This window comes from Kitasatospora sp. NPDC008050 (genome assembly GCF_042957465.1).
Taxonomy (GTDB): domain Bacteria; phylum Actinomycetota; class Actinomycetes; order Streptomycetales; family Streptomycetaceae; genus Kitasatospora.
This window is the reverse complement of the sequence record NZ_JBIBIJ010000010.1, coordinates 273,999-286,827: the sequence shown is the minus strand read 5'-3', so window position 1 is coordinate 286,827 and position 12,829 is coordinate 273,999. Positions and strand designations below refer to the sequence as shown.

The following is a 12,829-nucleotide window of genomic DNA, read 5'->3' as shown; positions in this document are numbered from 1 at the left end:
CCACCTACCTTCAGTCAACGAAAGGGAACTGCCATGCAGCTGGATCAGTTCAGGGAAATCCTGGTCGACACTCTCAAGATCTCGCCCGAGGCCATCACTCCGGAGGCCACCCGCGAGGACATCGAGCTCGACTCGCTGGCCGTGGTGGAGCTGTCGCTCCTGCTGAAGGCCGAGTTCGGCCTCGACATCAGCGACGACGAACTGCTGGAGGCCGAGACCGTCGCCGACATGGTGCGACTCATGGAGGAGCGGAGCGCGAAGGTCTGATGGCCGGCATCGACATCGCGGTCACCGGTCTGGGGCTGGTCACACCAGGCGGCGTGGGTGTCGAAGCGAGCTGGGCGAGCGTGTGCGGGGGCCGTTCCCCCGCCGCGCTCGATCCGGCCCTTACGGGCAACCCGGTGCGGATCTCGTGCCGGGTGCCCGACTTCGATCCCGAACGCCTGCTGAATGCCCGCCGGGCCCACCGCCTGGACAGGTTCGTACAGTTCGCCCTGGTCGCCGCCCGGGAAGCCATCGCCGACGCCGGCCTCGACCCCGCCACCTGGGACGGGGCTCGGGTCGGGGTGGTCCTCGGCTGCGCGGACGGCGGCCCCGGCACGGTCGAGCAGCAGCACCAGGTCCTGCGCGAGCAGGGCTCGGACCGGGTCTCCCCGCTGCTGCTGCCCAAGCAACTGCCCAACATGCTGGCGGGTCAGACCGCCATCGAGTTCGGCGCCACCGGTCCCAACCTGGTGGTCGCCACGGCCTGCGCCTCCGGCGCCACCGCCATCGGCACGGCCCGGGACCTGCTGGCCCTCAACCGCTGTGACGTGGTGCTGGCCGGCGGCAGCGAAGCCATGATCACGCCCCTGGTGATGGCCGGGTTCGCCCAGATGGGCGCGCTCTCCAAGCGCCAGGACGACCCGGCCACCGCCTCCCGCCCGTTCGACGCGGACCGGGACGGCTTCGTGGCCGGCGAGGGCGCCGGGATCCTGGTGATGGAGCGGGTCGCCGACGCCCGGGCCCGTCGCGCGCGCATCCGCGGCCGGATCATCGGCTACGGCGCCACCGCCGACGCGCACCACATCACCTCGCCCCACCCCGACGGCGCCGGCGTCGAGGCGGCCGTCCGCGCGGCCCTGGCCGACGCGGGCGCGGACCCCGAGGACGTGCAGCACGTCAACGCGCACGGCACCTCCACCCCGCTCAACGACCTGGCCGAGGCCCGGATGATCTACCGGGTGCTCACCGGCAGCCCGCTGGTCACCTCCACCAAGGGCGTCACCGGCCACCTGCTGGGCGCGGCCGGGGCGGTGGAGGCGGCGTTCTCGGTGCTGAGCGTGGAGAGGGAGACGGTGCCGCCCACCGCCAACCTGTTCCTGCCCGACCCGCGCATCGACATCAAGCTGGCGCAGAACCTCTCGCACATGCCGATCGACCTGGCGCTGAGCAACTCCTGTGGTTTCGGCGGGCAGAACACCGTGCTCGCCATCGCACCCGCCTGACCCCTCCCCGGCCCACCACGCCCTCCTCCTGGAGCTGCCATGCCCGACAACAGACCCACCCGCCGGCCGGAGGCCTCGGCCGCTCCGGCCGGCCGGCTGACCACTCGTCACATCCTCTTCCTCATCGTCGCCGCGGCGGCACCGCTGTCGGCCATGGTCGGCACGGTGCCGCTGGCGTTCGCCTTCGGGAACGGCGCGGGGGTGCCGGCGGCCTTCGCCTTCGCCGGCATCACCCTGCTCTGCTTCTCGGTGGGGTACGCGGTCAGCGCCCGCCGCACGGGCGGATCGGGCGGCTTCTACGCCTCCACGGCAGCCGACCTGGGCCGGCCGCCGGCGGTGGCGACCGGGTACCTCGCCCTGCTCTCCTACAACTGCGCCACCATCGGACTGGCCGGTGCGCTGGGCTACTTCACCCAGATCATCCTGGCGCAGCACGGCCTCAACGTGCCCTGGGAGTGGTGTGCCGGGGTGGGCATCGCGCTGGTGGCCGTCCTGGGCTACCGCGAGATCGGGGCCAGCGCCAGGCTGCTGGCCCTGCTGATGCTCGGCGAGATCGGGATCCTGTTCGCGCTGGACGTCGCGATCCTGGTCAAGCACGGCACCCACGCGCTGCCCGCCTCCTCCTTCTCCGAGCACAGCATGACCGGCCCGGGCACCGGCGTGGCGCTGATGTTCGCGTTCGTCTCGTTCATCGGCTTCGAGTCGGCCGCCCTCTACGGCAAGGAGGCCAAGGACCCGCGCCGCAGCGTGCCGCGTGCCACCTACGGTGCGGTGGTGCTGATCGCCGGCTTCTACGCGCTGACCAGTTGGCTGGCGGTGGGCGCGGTCGGCACCGGACGGCTGAAGGAGGTCGCCGGGACCGAGCTGGGCAACCTCTTCTTCGACCTCGGCAACAGCTACCTCGGCACCGCCGGCAACACCTGCCTGCAGGTCATGCTCTGCACCAGCCTGTTCGCCGCCACCCTCGCCCTGCACAGCGCCGCCAACCGCTACGCCCAGGTGCTGGCGGCGGACGGGCTGCTCCCGGCCGGGCTGGCCGAGCAGCACCCCAGGTTCGCCTCGCCGCACCGCGCCAGCGTGGTGCAGACCGTGCTGACGGCGGTGGTGGCCGCCGGCTTCGCCCTGGCCGGGCTGAACCCGTACACCTCGATGACCACCAGCATGCTGGGCCTGGGCACGCTGGGCATCGTGGTGCTCCAGGCAGTGGCCGCGCTCTCCGTGGTCGTGTCGCGGCTGCGCGGCGGCGCCCGCGGCGGCAGCTGGCTGCGCGAGGTGGTCATCCCGCTGGTCGGCTTCGCCGGGCTGGTCGTCTCGGTGTGGCTGGTGGTGGGCAACTTCAGCATGCTGACCGGCTCCACCAACGTGCTGGTGGCCGACCTGCCCTGGCTGGCGGTCGCCGTGGTGGTGTTCGGCTTCCTGACCGCCGCCTGGCTGCGCTCCGCCCGCCGCTCGACCTACCAGCGGCTGGGCACGGCGCACCTGGTGACGGAGTCCGCTCCCGCACCCGTTGCCGCCCCCGCTCCCGTCCGCGCGCCCGCCCCGGTGGCGGTCGCGGTCCCCGAGATCGACGTCGACGCCGACCTGGCGGCGGCGGTCGCGGCGGGCGCCGTCCTGTCCATGTCCCACGCTGATTCCGGAGAACGCCATGCATGATCCGCGTGAGCTGATCGAGAGGGACCCGGAGGCGGTGCGCCGGCTGGCCCGCCGCAAGTTCGCCTTCGACCGCGAGGGCTTCGCCGCCGCCTACCAGCGCCGGGCCGAGGCCCAGGGCGAGGTCGACCGGCTGCGGGCCGAGGCCAACGCCGCCACGCGGGCCCGCAAGGCCGGCCCGCCGACCGAGGAGGCCAAGGAGGCGGCCCGCGAGCTGCGCGCCAGGACCCAGACCGCCGAGGCCGAAGTCCGCACCGCCGAGCAGGAGTTCGAGGCACTCGCACTCGGGATCCCGAACATCGCGCTGGACTCGGTGCCGGACGGCGACTCCGAGAAGGAGGCCGTGGAGCTGCGACGGATCGGCCCGACCGTCCGCACCCCGGGAGTGACGCCACGTCACCACGCCGACATCGGCGAGGACCTCGGCATCTTCGACACCAAAACCGCCGCCAAGCTCTCCGGCGCCCGGTTCAACCTCAGCCGGGGCGCCGGCGCCCGCCTGGAGCGGGCCCTGGCCGACTTCCTGCTGGACCTGCACACCCAGGAGCAGGGGTACACCGAGTACGCGGTGCCGTTCCTGGTGAACCGGGAGACGATGACCGGCACCGGGCAGCTGCCCAAGTTCGAGGAGGACCTGTTCGCGACGTCGGTCGGTGGTCGCGAGCTGTTCCTCATCCCCACCGCCGAGGTGCCGCTGACCAACATGGTGGCCGGCCAGACCCTGGACACCCGCGAACTGCCCTACGCCTTCACCGCCCGCACCCCGTGCTTCCGCGCGGAGGCCGGCGCCTACGGCCGGGACACCCGCGGGGTGCTGCGGCTGCACCAGTTCGAGAAGGTCGAGCTGGTCCGGATCTGCGCCGCCGAGGACGCGCCGCAACAGTTCGAGCTCATGGTGGCGCACGCCGAGGAGTGCCTGAAACGGCTCGAACTGAGCTACCGCGTCGTCCAGTTGCCCGCCGGAGACCTGGGCTTCTCGGCCCGGGTCACCTACGACATCGAGGTCTGGCTGCCCGGCAGCGACTCCTACCGGGAGATCTCCTCCGTCTCCGACTGCGGCACCTTCCAGGCCCGGCGGGCCGGCATCCGCTGCAAGACCCCGGACGGCCGCAAGGGCCCAGCGGCCACCCTCAACGGCTCGGCCCTCCCGATCGGCCGCACCATCGCGGCCCTCCTGGAGCAGGGCCTCCAGGCGGACGGCTCGGTCCTGCTGCCCGACGCCCTGCTCCTCTACACCGGCTTCCGCCGCCTGCTCCCGGGCGGCGGCACCGCCCCGGACTAGGAGAAGGACCAGGCACTGCGCGCAGCAGCAGGGCCCGGCCGGGGGAGACCCGGCCGGGCCCTGCTGCTGTCCCCCAACCGGTTCAGAGGGGGTCTGACAGGTAGTGCCCGTCAGGCTGCATCTCCGTCGAGCCGGCGGAGTCGGCAAGCGTGTGGGCCCCGGAAGCGGTGGACACCGATGCGTGGGCTGCAGTCTGCAGCGGCGCCGCGATGGCCAGCGCAACGGCGACCGCCGCGGCACCGGTAACAACTGCCTTGGTGAACCAGGTAGTCATCTCGGGCATTGGTCCCTCCGTCTGTTGCCCGCCCCAGTGGCGGGTGTTGATTCTGCCTCGGAGAGTACCTCGACATGATCCACCGTCAACCGTTGGTCCTGCCGCTGTTCGGTGGGCGGTGTTGGATGACTCGGCCCGTTAATGAGGATTCGCCGTCCAACTCTTCGCCGGGCGTGTAGATCACCACGTCGCTGGTCGCTCCGGGCGACGCAACCAGTGAACGACCGTCAGGGGTCCATCGGTAAGGAAAAGTGCGACGGTCCTGCTGGCACGAGGCCGGAAATTTTGGCGCGCTCTTTACCCGAACATCTGCGCCGAGAGTAACGACAGCGCTACCGTGCGTCTATGGGTGACAATGCCGCACTCCGCCAAGCCATTGCCGAACTCGGTATCAGTCATGTCGAGTTGGCCCACAGGATCAACACCCACACCGAAGCTCTGACAGGTCGGTACGGGACCTGTACCGAACGCACGGTGCACAACTGGGTAGCCGGCAGGACCGGCTGGCCCAACGCGCGTCAACGAGCAGGCTTGGAAGCAGTATTCGACTGCACGGCCGAACAGCTCGGCTTCACCCCACGGGGCCAACGCTCCGTGTCGCTCTCGGAGGAACCAGTGCGGCGCCGTACCTTCATCACGGCCGGGCCGACCGCCGCAGCAGCGGTCGCTGCCCCGATGCTCGCCACCCGCCACACCGTCGGCCTCTCGGACGTCGGCCGGATGCGCGCCGGTCTCCAGGCACTGGATGCCTTGGACGATCACCAGGGCGGACACGCGACGCTCGAACGCGCTGCGCTTGCCGGCGCCCGACAGGTGATCGACTTGCAGCAGAACAGCACCGCCGGCGAACGTGTGCGGCGACGCCTGTTCAGTGTCGCGGCCGACTTCACGGCACTCGCGGCCTGGTCGTGCATCGACGCGCGGGAACCCGACCGGGCCCGGCAGCATCTCGACCGGTGTGCGACGCTGGCCGGCCTCGCGCAGGACTCGACCGCGCAGCTACGGGTGTGGAACTCGATCGCGATCCTGGCGAACCAGGAGCGCCGCCACGGGGACGCCGTGGCAGCCGGGCGCGCCGCACAGCGGACGGGGATCACCCGCCAGGATCCACTCTTCGCGTCGCTGGCACATGCCCGCACTGCCGTTGGGCTCGCGAACTGCGGGGACCGTCAGGGCGCGCTGCGGTCGCTCGGGCTCGCCGGCGACGCCCTTGGCCGGGCCTGCGATCAGCCGCGCCCGACGTGGATGGCGTTCTACGGACCGGCCGAACTGCACGCGCTGACAGCGATTGCCCGGGATCGGCTCGGTGACGCCGAGCAGGCCGAATGGGCATCGCACCGGGCGCTGGCGACGTTGCCGGAGCGTTTCCGCCGCAACCGGGCGCTGGCTACCGCGTGACTGGCGCTCGCCCAACTCCATCAGGGCGACGCCGAGCACGCGACCGCCACGGCCGGTTCGGTGTTCGACCTGATGACGGAGGCGCCGATCCCCGCCCGGATTCGGACGTTGCTCGGGGACTTCTACCGCGATCTGCTGACCCTTTCGGCGACCGCCCCTGCTGCGCGAGAGTGGGCGGACCGCTTCCGTACCGAATGGAGCCGATCGTGATCGAGCTACGGCACTACCGCCACGGCGAGCTGCCGGAGGACTTCCGAGACCTGCTGCTGGGCGTCCACGCGGATGCCTACGCGGACCAGATGGACGACCCGTTCGTGCAACGGTTCCCGTGGTTCGTGGATCACTGGTCGGGCCTGGACGGCTTCGCGTGCGTGGTCGGGTTCGACGCCGGCGAACCGGTCGGGTTCGCCTACGGCGCGCCGGCGAAGACCGGCCGGGAGTGGTGGCGGGAGCACGTCGTGCCCGCCCCGGAGCGGGACTCGACGTTCGCGTTCTCCGAGCTGATGGTGTGTCCGAGGTGGCGCAGGACCGGGGTGTCCGAGCACCTGCACGAAGCGCTGATGGGGAGCCGGGAAGAAGCGCTGGCCGTGCTGCTGGTCGATCCGGACCACCCGAAGGTCCAGGCTCTGTACGAGTCGTGGGGCTACCGGAAGGTTGGTGATCGGCAGCCCTTCCCCGACTCGCCTCGCTACGCGGTGATGTTGCGCGAGCTGGGCTGACCAGCCGTCACGTAGTTCATCAACTCCGAAAGGTGATCGCGCACATGCTCCTTTGGCAGAAGTCCACTTTCAGCGGCAGCAATGACGGGAATTCCGTCGAGTTGGCACCGGGTGACGCCGAGCTGATCCACATCCGGGAGTCGCTCGATCCTGACACGATTGTCACCACCGACCGTGCGCGTCTGCGCGCCTTCGTGCTCGGTGTCAAGGCGGGCGAGTTCGACCACCTGCTCTGATCAGCAACGGAGCCTTGCCCCGGTACTGCCGGCGGTTGGTCCGCGCTTGGTGCCGCCCACCTTGCCAGGGGTGGGCGGCTACGTGCGGCCCCGCAGATATCCGCCCTACACCCCCATCGCGTGGACGCCGCCGTCGACGTGGACGATCTCGCCCGTGGTGGCGGCGAAGAAGTCGGACATGAGTGCCACGGCGGTGCGGGCGGTGGGGGCGGGGTCGGTCTGGTCCCAACCCAGCGGTGCGCGGGCGTCCCAGCCGTCGGCCAGGTCCGCGAAGCCGGGGATGGACTTGGCGGCCATCGAGCGGATCGGGCCGGCCGCCACCAGGTTGCAGCGGATGCCCTGGGCGCCCAGATCACGCGCCAGGTAGCGGTTGGTGGACTCCAGCGCCGCCTTGGCCACGCCCATCCAGTCGTAGCGCGGCCAGGCGACCTGGGCGTCGAAGGTGAGGCCGACCAGGGCGCCGCCGCGCTCCATGAGCGGAAGGCAGGCGACCGCGAGCGACTTCAGCGAGTAGGCCGACACGTGGACGGCGGTGCCGACGTCCTCCCAGGTGCCGGTGAGGAAGTCGAAGGCGCCGGCCGGGCCGAAGGCAATGGAGTGCAGCACGCCGTCGAGGTGTCCGTCGTCCCCGGTCAGTTCGCGCACCCGGTCGGCCAGGGAGCCCAGGTGCGCCTGGTCGGTGACGTCGAGCTCCAGCACGGGCGCGGGTTTGGGCAGGCGCTGCGCCATCCGGTCGACCAGACTGAGCCGGCCGAAACCGGTGAGCACCACCTCCGCCCCCTCGTCCTGGGCGATCCGGGCGGCCTGGAAGGCGATGGAGGACTCGGTGACCACGCCGGTGATCAGCAGGCGCTTGCCCGCGAGCAGGCCGCTCATACGGTCACCGGGCCGGGGGCTGTGCTGTTCGACATGAGAAGTCCCTTTCGGTGGAGGGGAGTTCGCGGGAGCGGAGGGATCACTTGGAGAGGACCCGGTCGACCGAGACGCCGGTGGTGCGCCCGCCCAGGGCCAGGACGCTGACGACCATCACCACCGTGGTGGCCGCGATGACCTCGAAGAGCGCGTCGGCGCCGTGGTGTTGGAGGACCGGCAGCAGGATGAAGGGCAGCGCGCCCGCCGAGAGCTTGGAGAGCGAGTACGCGGCCCCGGAGGCGCCGCCGCGGATCTCGGTCGGGTACTGCTCGGACAGGTAGACGTGCGAGACGCTGGAGAAGACGTTGCTGCACAGCGTGTAGACGAACCCGAGTGCCACGATGAGCTCCGGCGAGCGGGCCACGCCGAAGCCGAGCCCCGTCAGCGCCATCGCGGTGGCCGCGAGGACCAGCAGGGTGCGCCGCTCCATCCGCTCGACGACGGGCACCGCCAGCGCGGAGCCCACCGGGTAGCCGAGGAAGCACAGGGCGGTGAAGCCCAGGCTCGCGACGATTCCGTAGCCCTTGGCGGCCAGGATCTGCGGTACCAGGGTGCCGAAGCCGTAGTAGCCGACCACCGAGAGGATGCACAGGATCCACAGCATCACGGTGCGCCGCCGCAGCCCCGGATCGAAGGCCCCGCGAACCCGCTGCGCGGGAGCCGCCGCCGACTCGGCGGCGGCAGCAGCAGCCGGCCGCGCCGTCGCCCGGCCGTCCTCCATCACCGTGACCAGCGCGTCGGCCTCGGCGACCCGGCCGCGTGCGGCCAGCCAGCGGGGCGACTCGATCAGGTTGCGGCGCAGCACCCAGACCACGGCGGAGCCGAGCGAGCTGATCAGGAAGAGCCAGCGCCAGCCGGCCAGCCCGAGCGGCGACAGCGGCACCAGCCACAGCGCCGCGAAGCCCACCGCGGGCACCCCGCAGTAGGCCAGCGTGTAGGCCCAGGCGATGAACCGTCCGCGCCGGGAGGCGGGCAGCACGTCGGCCAGGTAGCAGTCGGCCAGTGCCTGTTCGGACCCGATGCCGATGCCGGCGATGAACCGGGTGGCGATCAGCCAGGTGGCGTTCGGCGAGAAGGCGCCCACCAGGGAGAAGCCGGAGTAGAGCGCGAGGTTGAGCAGGAAGGCCCGGCGTCTGCCGAACCGGTCGGCCATGCGGCCGACTACCAGCGAGCCGAGGAACTGGCCGATGAACGCGGAGGCCAGCACGAACTTCAGCGTGGTGGCGTCCATCGCGAACTTGTGCTGGAGCACCTTGCCGATGGTGCCGGAGAGGTTGTTCTCGAAGGTGTCGAAGAGCAGCCCGGCGCCGATCACGGCGGTGAGCCGGCGGTGGACCGGGCCGATCGGCATCCGGTCCAGCCGGGCTCCGATCGAGGCCGGGGTGGGCCCGGGGGAGAGGCGGGGGCCGGTGATGGTCTGGGACATGGTGAATGACTCCTGGGAAACAGATCGCCCGTGGGAAACAGATCGCCCGGGACCGCAGGGCGGTCCCGGGCACTCGGGCCCGGAGACCGGACGACCGATGGCTCGCGGTACACCGGGAGTTGGGGGCACTCGGGAGTGGTGGGGCACTCGGACGGGACGGGTGAGGTGCGCGGTTCAGGCCGCCTGCCGCAGGGCCGCGTCCGCCTCCCCGCTGCGCACGGGGGCGCTGACCTCGTGCAGGAACGAGGCGACCTCGCGGTAGGAGGCCCAGAAGCCGACCTCGTGGTACGGCATGCCGCGCTCCGCGCAGTACTCGCGGGTGAGCACCCGGGCGCGCCCCAGGTGGTTCTGCGGCATGGCCGGGAAGAGGTGGTGCTCGATCTGGTAGTTGAGACCGCCGTAGAGGAAGTCGATGAGCACCGAGGGCCGGATGTTGCGGGAGGTCAGCACCTGGCGGGCCAGCCAGTCGAGGGTCTCCGCCTCGCCGTCACGCACCTCCATGCCCTTGTGGTTGGGCGCGAAGATCATGCCGAAGTAGACGCCCAGCACGGCGTACTGCACCAGGATGAACGCCACCGCGAGCACCGGGCTCAGCACGGTGAAGACGGCGACCAGGTAGAACACCGCGCGCGCCACCAGCAGGACGGTCTCCAGCACCGGCCGCTTGGTCTTGCCCTGGGCGATGGACTGGAAGGCGGTGCGGTTCATCTTGAACGACTCCAGCACCAGCAGCACGAAGAAGAGCACGCTCTGGTAGCGGACGATGAAGCGCTGCACGCCGGTGCGGGTCCGGTACTGCTTGAGGTCGAAGATCGCGGTGCGGCGCCCGATGTCCGGGTCCATGTCGAGGTGGTTGGGGTTGCTGTGGTGGCGGTTGTGGTGGTTGACCCACCAGCCGTAGCTCACGCCGTTGACCAGGTTGGCGTGGAAGTAGCCGACGGCCGAGGACACCTTCTTGTTGTGGAACATGGCCTTGTGGCCCGCCTCGTGCCACATGAAGGCCGACTGCCCGCCGCACAGGCCCATCCACAGGGCGACGACCAGCTGCCACCAGGAGTCGCCGATGAGGAAGAACGCGGCCAGACCGGCCACGATCAGGCCGGTGTTGAGGATCAGCCGCCGCACGTAGTACCCCTGGTCGAGGTCCATCAGCCCTTCGGCCTTGACGCGGGCGAGCAACTCGGAGAACGTGGCGGACGCGCCGACACGCTGCGGCGCGGCGGCCGGGGACCCCGGCCCCGCCGCGCGTGTTCGGGTCTGGACAGGCTGAGGCTGCATGGATCTCTCCTTGCGAGATGAAGCCGCCGACAGGCGGCTGCGGTGCCGCACCCGTGAGCGCGGGTGGACGAGCGGCGCGGCGAGGAGCCGGCGGTGCTCCGGCGCGGAGCGGCTGGTCGTGCTCCGGCGGAGCGCCCGAGGGATCAGGCCGGCCGGGGTGGCGCGCACGCGTGCCGCCCCGGCCGGGCGGCGATCGAGCTCATCGAACAGCGTTCTGGGTCGGCCTGATGTGGAACTGACACTCGACTGATCAGCCGGGCCGGCCTGGGAACTGGCGCCGCGTCAGGCCGCGTCGGCGGTGGCGCGCAGCGCGGCGTCGAGCTTGCGGACGATCTCGTCGCCGGCGGCGGCGACGTCGGCGTCATCGGGCGCACCGATGACGCCCATGAGCCCCTCGACCATGGCGTGCTGGAGGGTCTCGATCGGGTCGGCCGTACCGGCCGGGGACTGGTCGTCGGACATGTCCGGCTCCTCTGCGTGGGTGGGAAGGCCGCGGTGACTTAGTGCCGCGTCAGGCAACCTTCGCCCCGTCGCGACGCCCGGCACGCACTCTCGCCGCACCGGCCGAAAGCCCAAGTACGTCCAGTACGAGGGCTTCCGGCCGGCACGCCGATAGCACGCACCGAACGCCGCTCCTTGACGGGCAAAAGTTGCCTGACGCGGCACTAGAAGGCCCCGCAGGCCCGGAAGATGTGCGCGAAGGAGGCCAGTGACGCCTGCCCGTCGAAGGCGACGTACTCGGGGATGGTCAGGTCCGGGGCCCACTTCTGCTTGTAGTTCAGCTGGGTCTGGGCGGGGTAGAGGGCCGCGCCCTCGGCCCAGAGGGCGTGCATCAGCCACTGGAAGGCGGGGCTGTAGCCCTCGATCTCGTGCGTGGCGTCCAGGCCGGTGAACGGGGTGAACCCGAAGTGCAGCCACTCGACGCCCTCGCTGCGGAAGACCTCGGTGGCGTGCGCGTTGATGGCCTCCATCAGGCCCGGCGAGCCCTCCGGCAGCCGCCGGCTGAGGTCGTGCATCCAGCCGGCCCGGCTGCCGTAGACCGGGGAGTAGGAGATGTAGGCGACCGGGGCGCCGTCGATGGTGCCGACGAAGAGCCGGCGCTGCGCCTGGGCCTCGCCGCCGATCTGGCCGACCAGGAACTCCAGTTGGCTCGCGCCGCCCTTGGAGGCCAGCCATGCGCCGTCGATCGTCCTGATGCCGTCGGCCCAGTCCTCGGCCGGTACCTCGCTGATCTGGAGGCCGTTGCGCAGGGCGCGCGAGATCTTGTTGCGCAGCTGCATGAAGCGCGAGCCGCGCAGGGTGTGGTCGGGGATCCGGACCGCCCAGGAGGCGCCGACCTGGTTCACGGTGAAGCCGCGTCGCGCGTAGCGCTCGGCGTCGTGGCGCTGCAACTGCACGCCGACCAGGCTCAGGTCCTGCTCCCGGACGTGGTCGATGAAGCGCTCGGCGAGCGTCTCGTAGTCGTCCGGTGCGGCGAACGGGCCGCCGAACTGCACCACGTGCCGGCCGGTGCGCCGGTAGACGATGACGCCGTCGAGACCGGGCGCCGTGAACACGCTGTTCCCGCTGTTGAGCGTCAGAAATGAGCTGGGATTCTCGGCCAGGGTGTGCTGCCGCACTGCTGCGAGAATCGGATCGGCGGTAGCCGTCGGAGACATGGAATCGCATCCTCTCGCGAAGGGTGGATGTCGGTGAGAGTAGAGCACAGGCAGCCATTTCAGGGAAGGCCTGAATTGCTCTTCGAATTCGCGTCAGGGAACCGTCAGTTGGGCGTCAGAGACGGCTGGCAGAGTTCTTCTCGTGAACGGCACGGGAAACCGGGCCGGGAATACGGAGAGGTGCCCGGAGTGGTTGATCGGGGGCCGGGCCCGCTGGTCCGGTCGGGTGGCGCAGGCCGCCTTCGCAGGTTCGAATCCTGCCTTCTCCGCCGTGCCGCCCGAGGGCCCGCCGCCCTCGGGCGGCCTTGTGTTTTCCAGCCGGGCGGGCACCGCGCGATCACCGGCACCACGGGTGGCCGCAGGGCGCCAGGTGCCCTGGTGTCCCACCCGCCGCGCAGCCGGCCGGTGCTCGCACCGCCAGGCGGAGCGGGTCCGCCGGGGAGTTCGACGGCCGGCTCCGGCCACCCCTGGACGTGCCCTTGTCCGGTAGCGACAAGAGGACAGCCGGT

At 71.0% G+C, this 12,829-nt stretch carries 13 protein-coding genes and 1 tRNA gene; 8 read left to right on the top strand and 6 right to left on the bottom strand.

Features of this window, described 5'->3' with window-relative positions:
- The first annotated feature begins 33 nt into the window (after positions 1-33).
- Genes ACFZB9_RS21770 through serS form a run of 4 tightly spaced genes read left to right on the top strand, consistent with a single transcriptional unit; the run spans position 34 to position 4,419 of the window.
- Complete coding sequence (locus tag ACFZB9_RS21770; protein ID WP_327067866.1) at positions 34-267, top strand: acyl carrier protein; 234 nt, start codon at positions 34-36, stop codon at positions 265-267.
- Entirely contained in the window at positions 267-1,487 is a 1,221-nt protein-coding gene (locus ACFZB9_RS21765) for a beta-ketoacyl-[acyl-carrier-protein] synthase family protein (protein ID WP_391449468.1), read from the top strand. Before ACFZB9_RS21770 ends, ACFZB9_RS21765 begins: the two co-directional genes overlap by 1 nt.
- Positions 1,488-1,526: 39 nt before the next feature.
- On the top strand, positions 1,527-3,140 hold the full coding sequence (locus ACFZB9_RS21760; protein ID WP_391449466.1) for an APC family permease: 1,614 nt from the start codon (positions 1,527-1,529) through the stop codon (positions 3,138-3,140).
- Positions 3,133-4,419 (top strand): serine--tRNA ligase, encoded by a 1,287-nt coding sequence (serS, locus tag ACFZB9_RS21755; RefSeq protein WP_391449464.1) that lies wholly within the window; start codon positions 3,133-3,135, stop codon positions 4,417-4,419. The genes ACFZB9_RS21760 and serS overlap by 8 nt, the downstream gene beginning before the upstream one ends.
- 82 nt (positions 4,420-4,501) lie before the next feature.
- Here serS and ACFZB9_RS21750 read toward each other — a convergent pair whose 3' ends face one another.
- A complete protein-coding gene (locus ACFZB9_RS21750) occupies positions 4,502-4,702 on the bottom strand; it encodes a hypothetical protein (RefSeq protein WP_391449462.1) in 201 nt (66 codons plus the stop codon).
- Between the two features lie 336 nt (positions 4,703-5,038).
- Here ACFZB9_RS21750 and ACFZB9_RS21745 point away from each other — a divergent pair, with 336 nt between their 5' ends.
- From ACFZB9_RS21745 to ACFZB9_RS21735, 3 genes are all read left to right on the top strand, one after another.
- Positions 5,039-6,091 (top strand): XRE family transcriptional regulator, encoded by a 1,053-nt coding sequence (locus ACFZB9_RS21745; protein ID WP_391449460.1) that lies wholly within the window; start codon positions 5,039-5,041, stop codon positions 6,089-6,091.
- Positions 6,092-6,285: 194 nt separating this feature from the next.
- Positions 6,286-6,810 (top strand): GNAT family N-acetyltransferase, encoded by a 525-nt coding sequence (locus ACFZB9_RS21740; RefSeq protein ID WP_391449459.1) that lies wholly within the window; start codon positions 6,286-6,288, stop codon positions 6,808-6,810.
- A 32-nt stretch (positions 6,811-6,842) separates the two neighbouring features.
- The gene (locus ACFZB9_RS21735; RefSeq protein WP_391449457.1) at positions 6,843-7,046 is read left to right on the top strand and encodes a DUF397 domain-containing protein; all 204 of its coding nucleotides are present in this window, start codon (positions 6,843-6,845) and stop codon (positions 7,044-7,046) included.
- 105 nt (positions 7,047-7,151) lie between these two features.
- Here the strand turns inward: ACFZB9_RS21735 and fabI are convergent, their stop codons facing one another.
- From fabI to ACFZB9_RS21710, 5 genes are all read right to left on the bottom strand, one after another.
- Entirely contained in the window at positions 7,152-7,922 is a 771-nt protein-coding gene (fabI, locus tag ACFZB9_RS21730; protein ID WP_391449455.1) for an enoyl-ACP reductase FabI, read from the bottom strand.
- Positions 7,923-8,001: 79 nt separating this feature from the next.
- Positions 8,002-9,384, bottom strand: a complete 1,383-nt coding sequence (locus ACFZB9_RS21725; RefSeq protein WP_391449453.1) for an MFS transporter — start codon at positions 9,382-9,384, stop codon at positions 8,002-8,004.
- 174 nt (positions 9,385-9,558) lie between these two features.
- Entirely contained in the window at positions 9,559-10,662 is a 1,104-nt protein-coding gene (locus ACFZB9_RS21720; RefSeq protein ID WP_391449452.1) for a fatty acid desaturase family protein, read from the bottom strand.
- A gap of 282 nt (positions 10,663-10,944) precedes the next feature.
- A complete protein-coding gene (locus ACFZB9_RS21715; protein ID WP_391449450.1) occupies positions 10,945-11,124 on the bottom strand; it encodes a hypothetical protein in 180 nt (59 codons plus the stop codon).
- A 203-nt stretch (positions 11,125-11,327) separates the two neighbouring features.
- Positions 11,328-12,320 carry a DUF2156 domain-containing protein gene (locus ACFZB9_RS21710; RefSeq protein WP_391449448.1) on the bottom strand — a complete coding sequence of 331 codons (993 nt, stop codon included), beginning with the start codon at positions 12,318-12,320 and terminating at the stop codon, positions 11,328-11,330.
- A 174-nt stretch (positions 12,321-12,494) separates the two neighbouring features.
- On the opposite strand from ACFZB9_RS21710, the gene ACFZB9_RS21705 reads away from it, so the two are divergent.
- Positions 12,495-12,589 (top strand) — tRNA-OTHER (locus ACFZB9_RS21705).
- Positions 12,590-12,829: the final 240 nt, after the last annotated feature.

Excerpts from the sequence above, each read along its gene's own strand:
- ACFZB9_RS21725 (WP_391449453.1), bottom strand. The coding sequence starts at position 9,384 with ATGTCCCAGACCATCACCGGCCCCCGCCTCTCCCCCGGGCCCACCCCG.
- ACFZB9_RS21770 (WP_327067866.1), top strand. The coding sequence starts at position 34 with ATGCAGCTGGATCAGTTCAGGGAAATCCTGGTCGACACTCTCAAGATC.
- fabI (WP_391449455.1), bottom strand. The coding sequence starts at position 7,922 with ATGAGCGGCCTGCTCGCGGGCAAGCGCCTGCTGATCACCGGCGTGGTC.
- ACFZB9_RS21740 (WP_391449459.1), top strand. The coding sequence starts at position 6,286 with ATGGAGCCGATCGTGATCGAGCTACGGCACTACCGCCACGGCGAGCTG.
- ACFZB9_RS21745 (WP_391449460.1), top strand. The coding sequence starts at position 5,039 with ATGGGTGACAATGCCGCACTCCGCCAAGCCATTGCCGAACTCGGTATC.
- ACFZB9_RS21720 (WP_391449452.1), bottom strand. The coding sequence starts at position 10,662 with ATGCAGCCTCAGCCTGTCCAGACCCGAACACGCGCGGCGGGGCCGGGG.
- ACFZB9_RS21710 (WP_391449448.1), bottom strand. The coding sequence starts at position 12,320 with ATGTCTCCGACGGCTACCGCCGATCCGATTCTCGCAGCAGTGCGGCAG.
- ACFZB9_RS21765 (WP_391449468.1), top strand. The coding sequence starts at position 267 with ATGGCCGGCATCGACATCGCGGTCACCGGTCTGGGGCTGGTCACACCA.
- ACFZB9_RS21750 (WP_391449462.1), bottom strand. The coding sequence starts at position 4,702 with ATGCCCGAGATGACTACCTGGTTCACCAAGGCAGTTGTTACCGGTGCC.
- serS (WP_391449464.1), top strand. The coding sequence starts at position 3,133 with ATGCATGATCCGCGTGAGCTGATCGAGAGGGACCCGGAGGCGGTGCGC.
- ACFZB9_RS21715 (WP_391449450.1), bottom strand. The coding sequence starts at position 11,124 with ATGTCCGACGACCAGTCCCCGGCCGGTACGGCCGACCCGATCGAGACC.
- ACFZB9_RS21760 (WP_391449466.1), top strand. The coding sequence starts at position 1,527 with ATGCCCGACAACAGACCCACCCGCCGGCCGGAGGCCTCGGCCGCTCCG.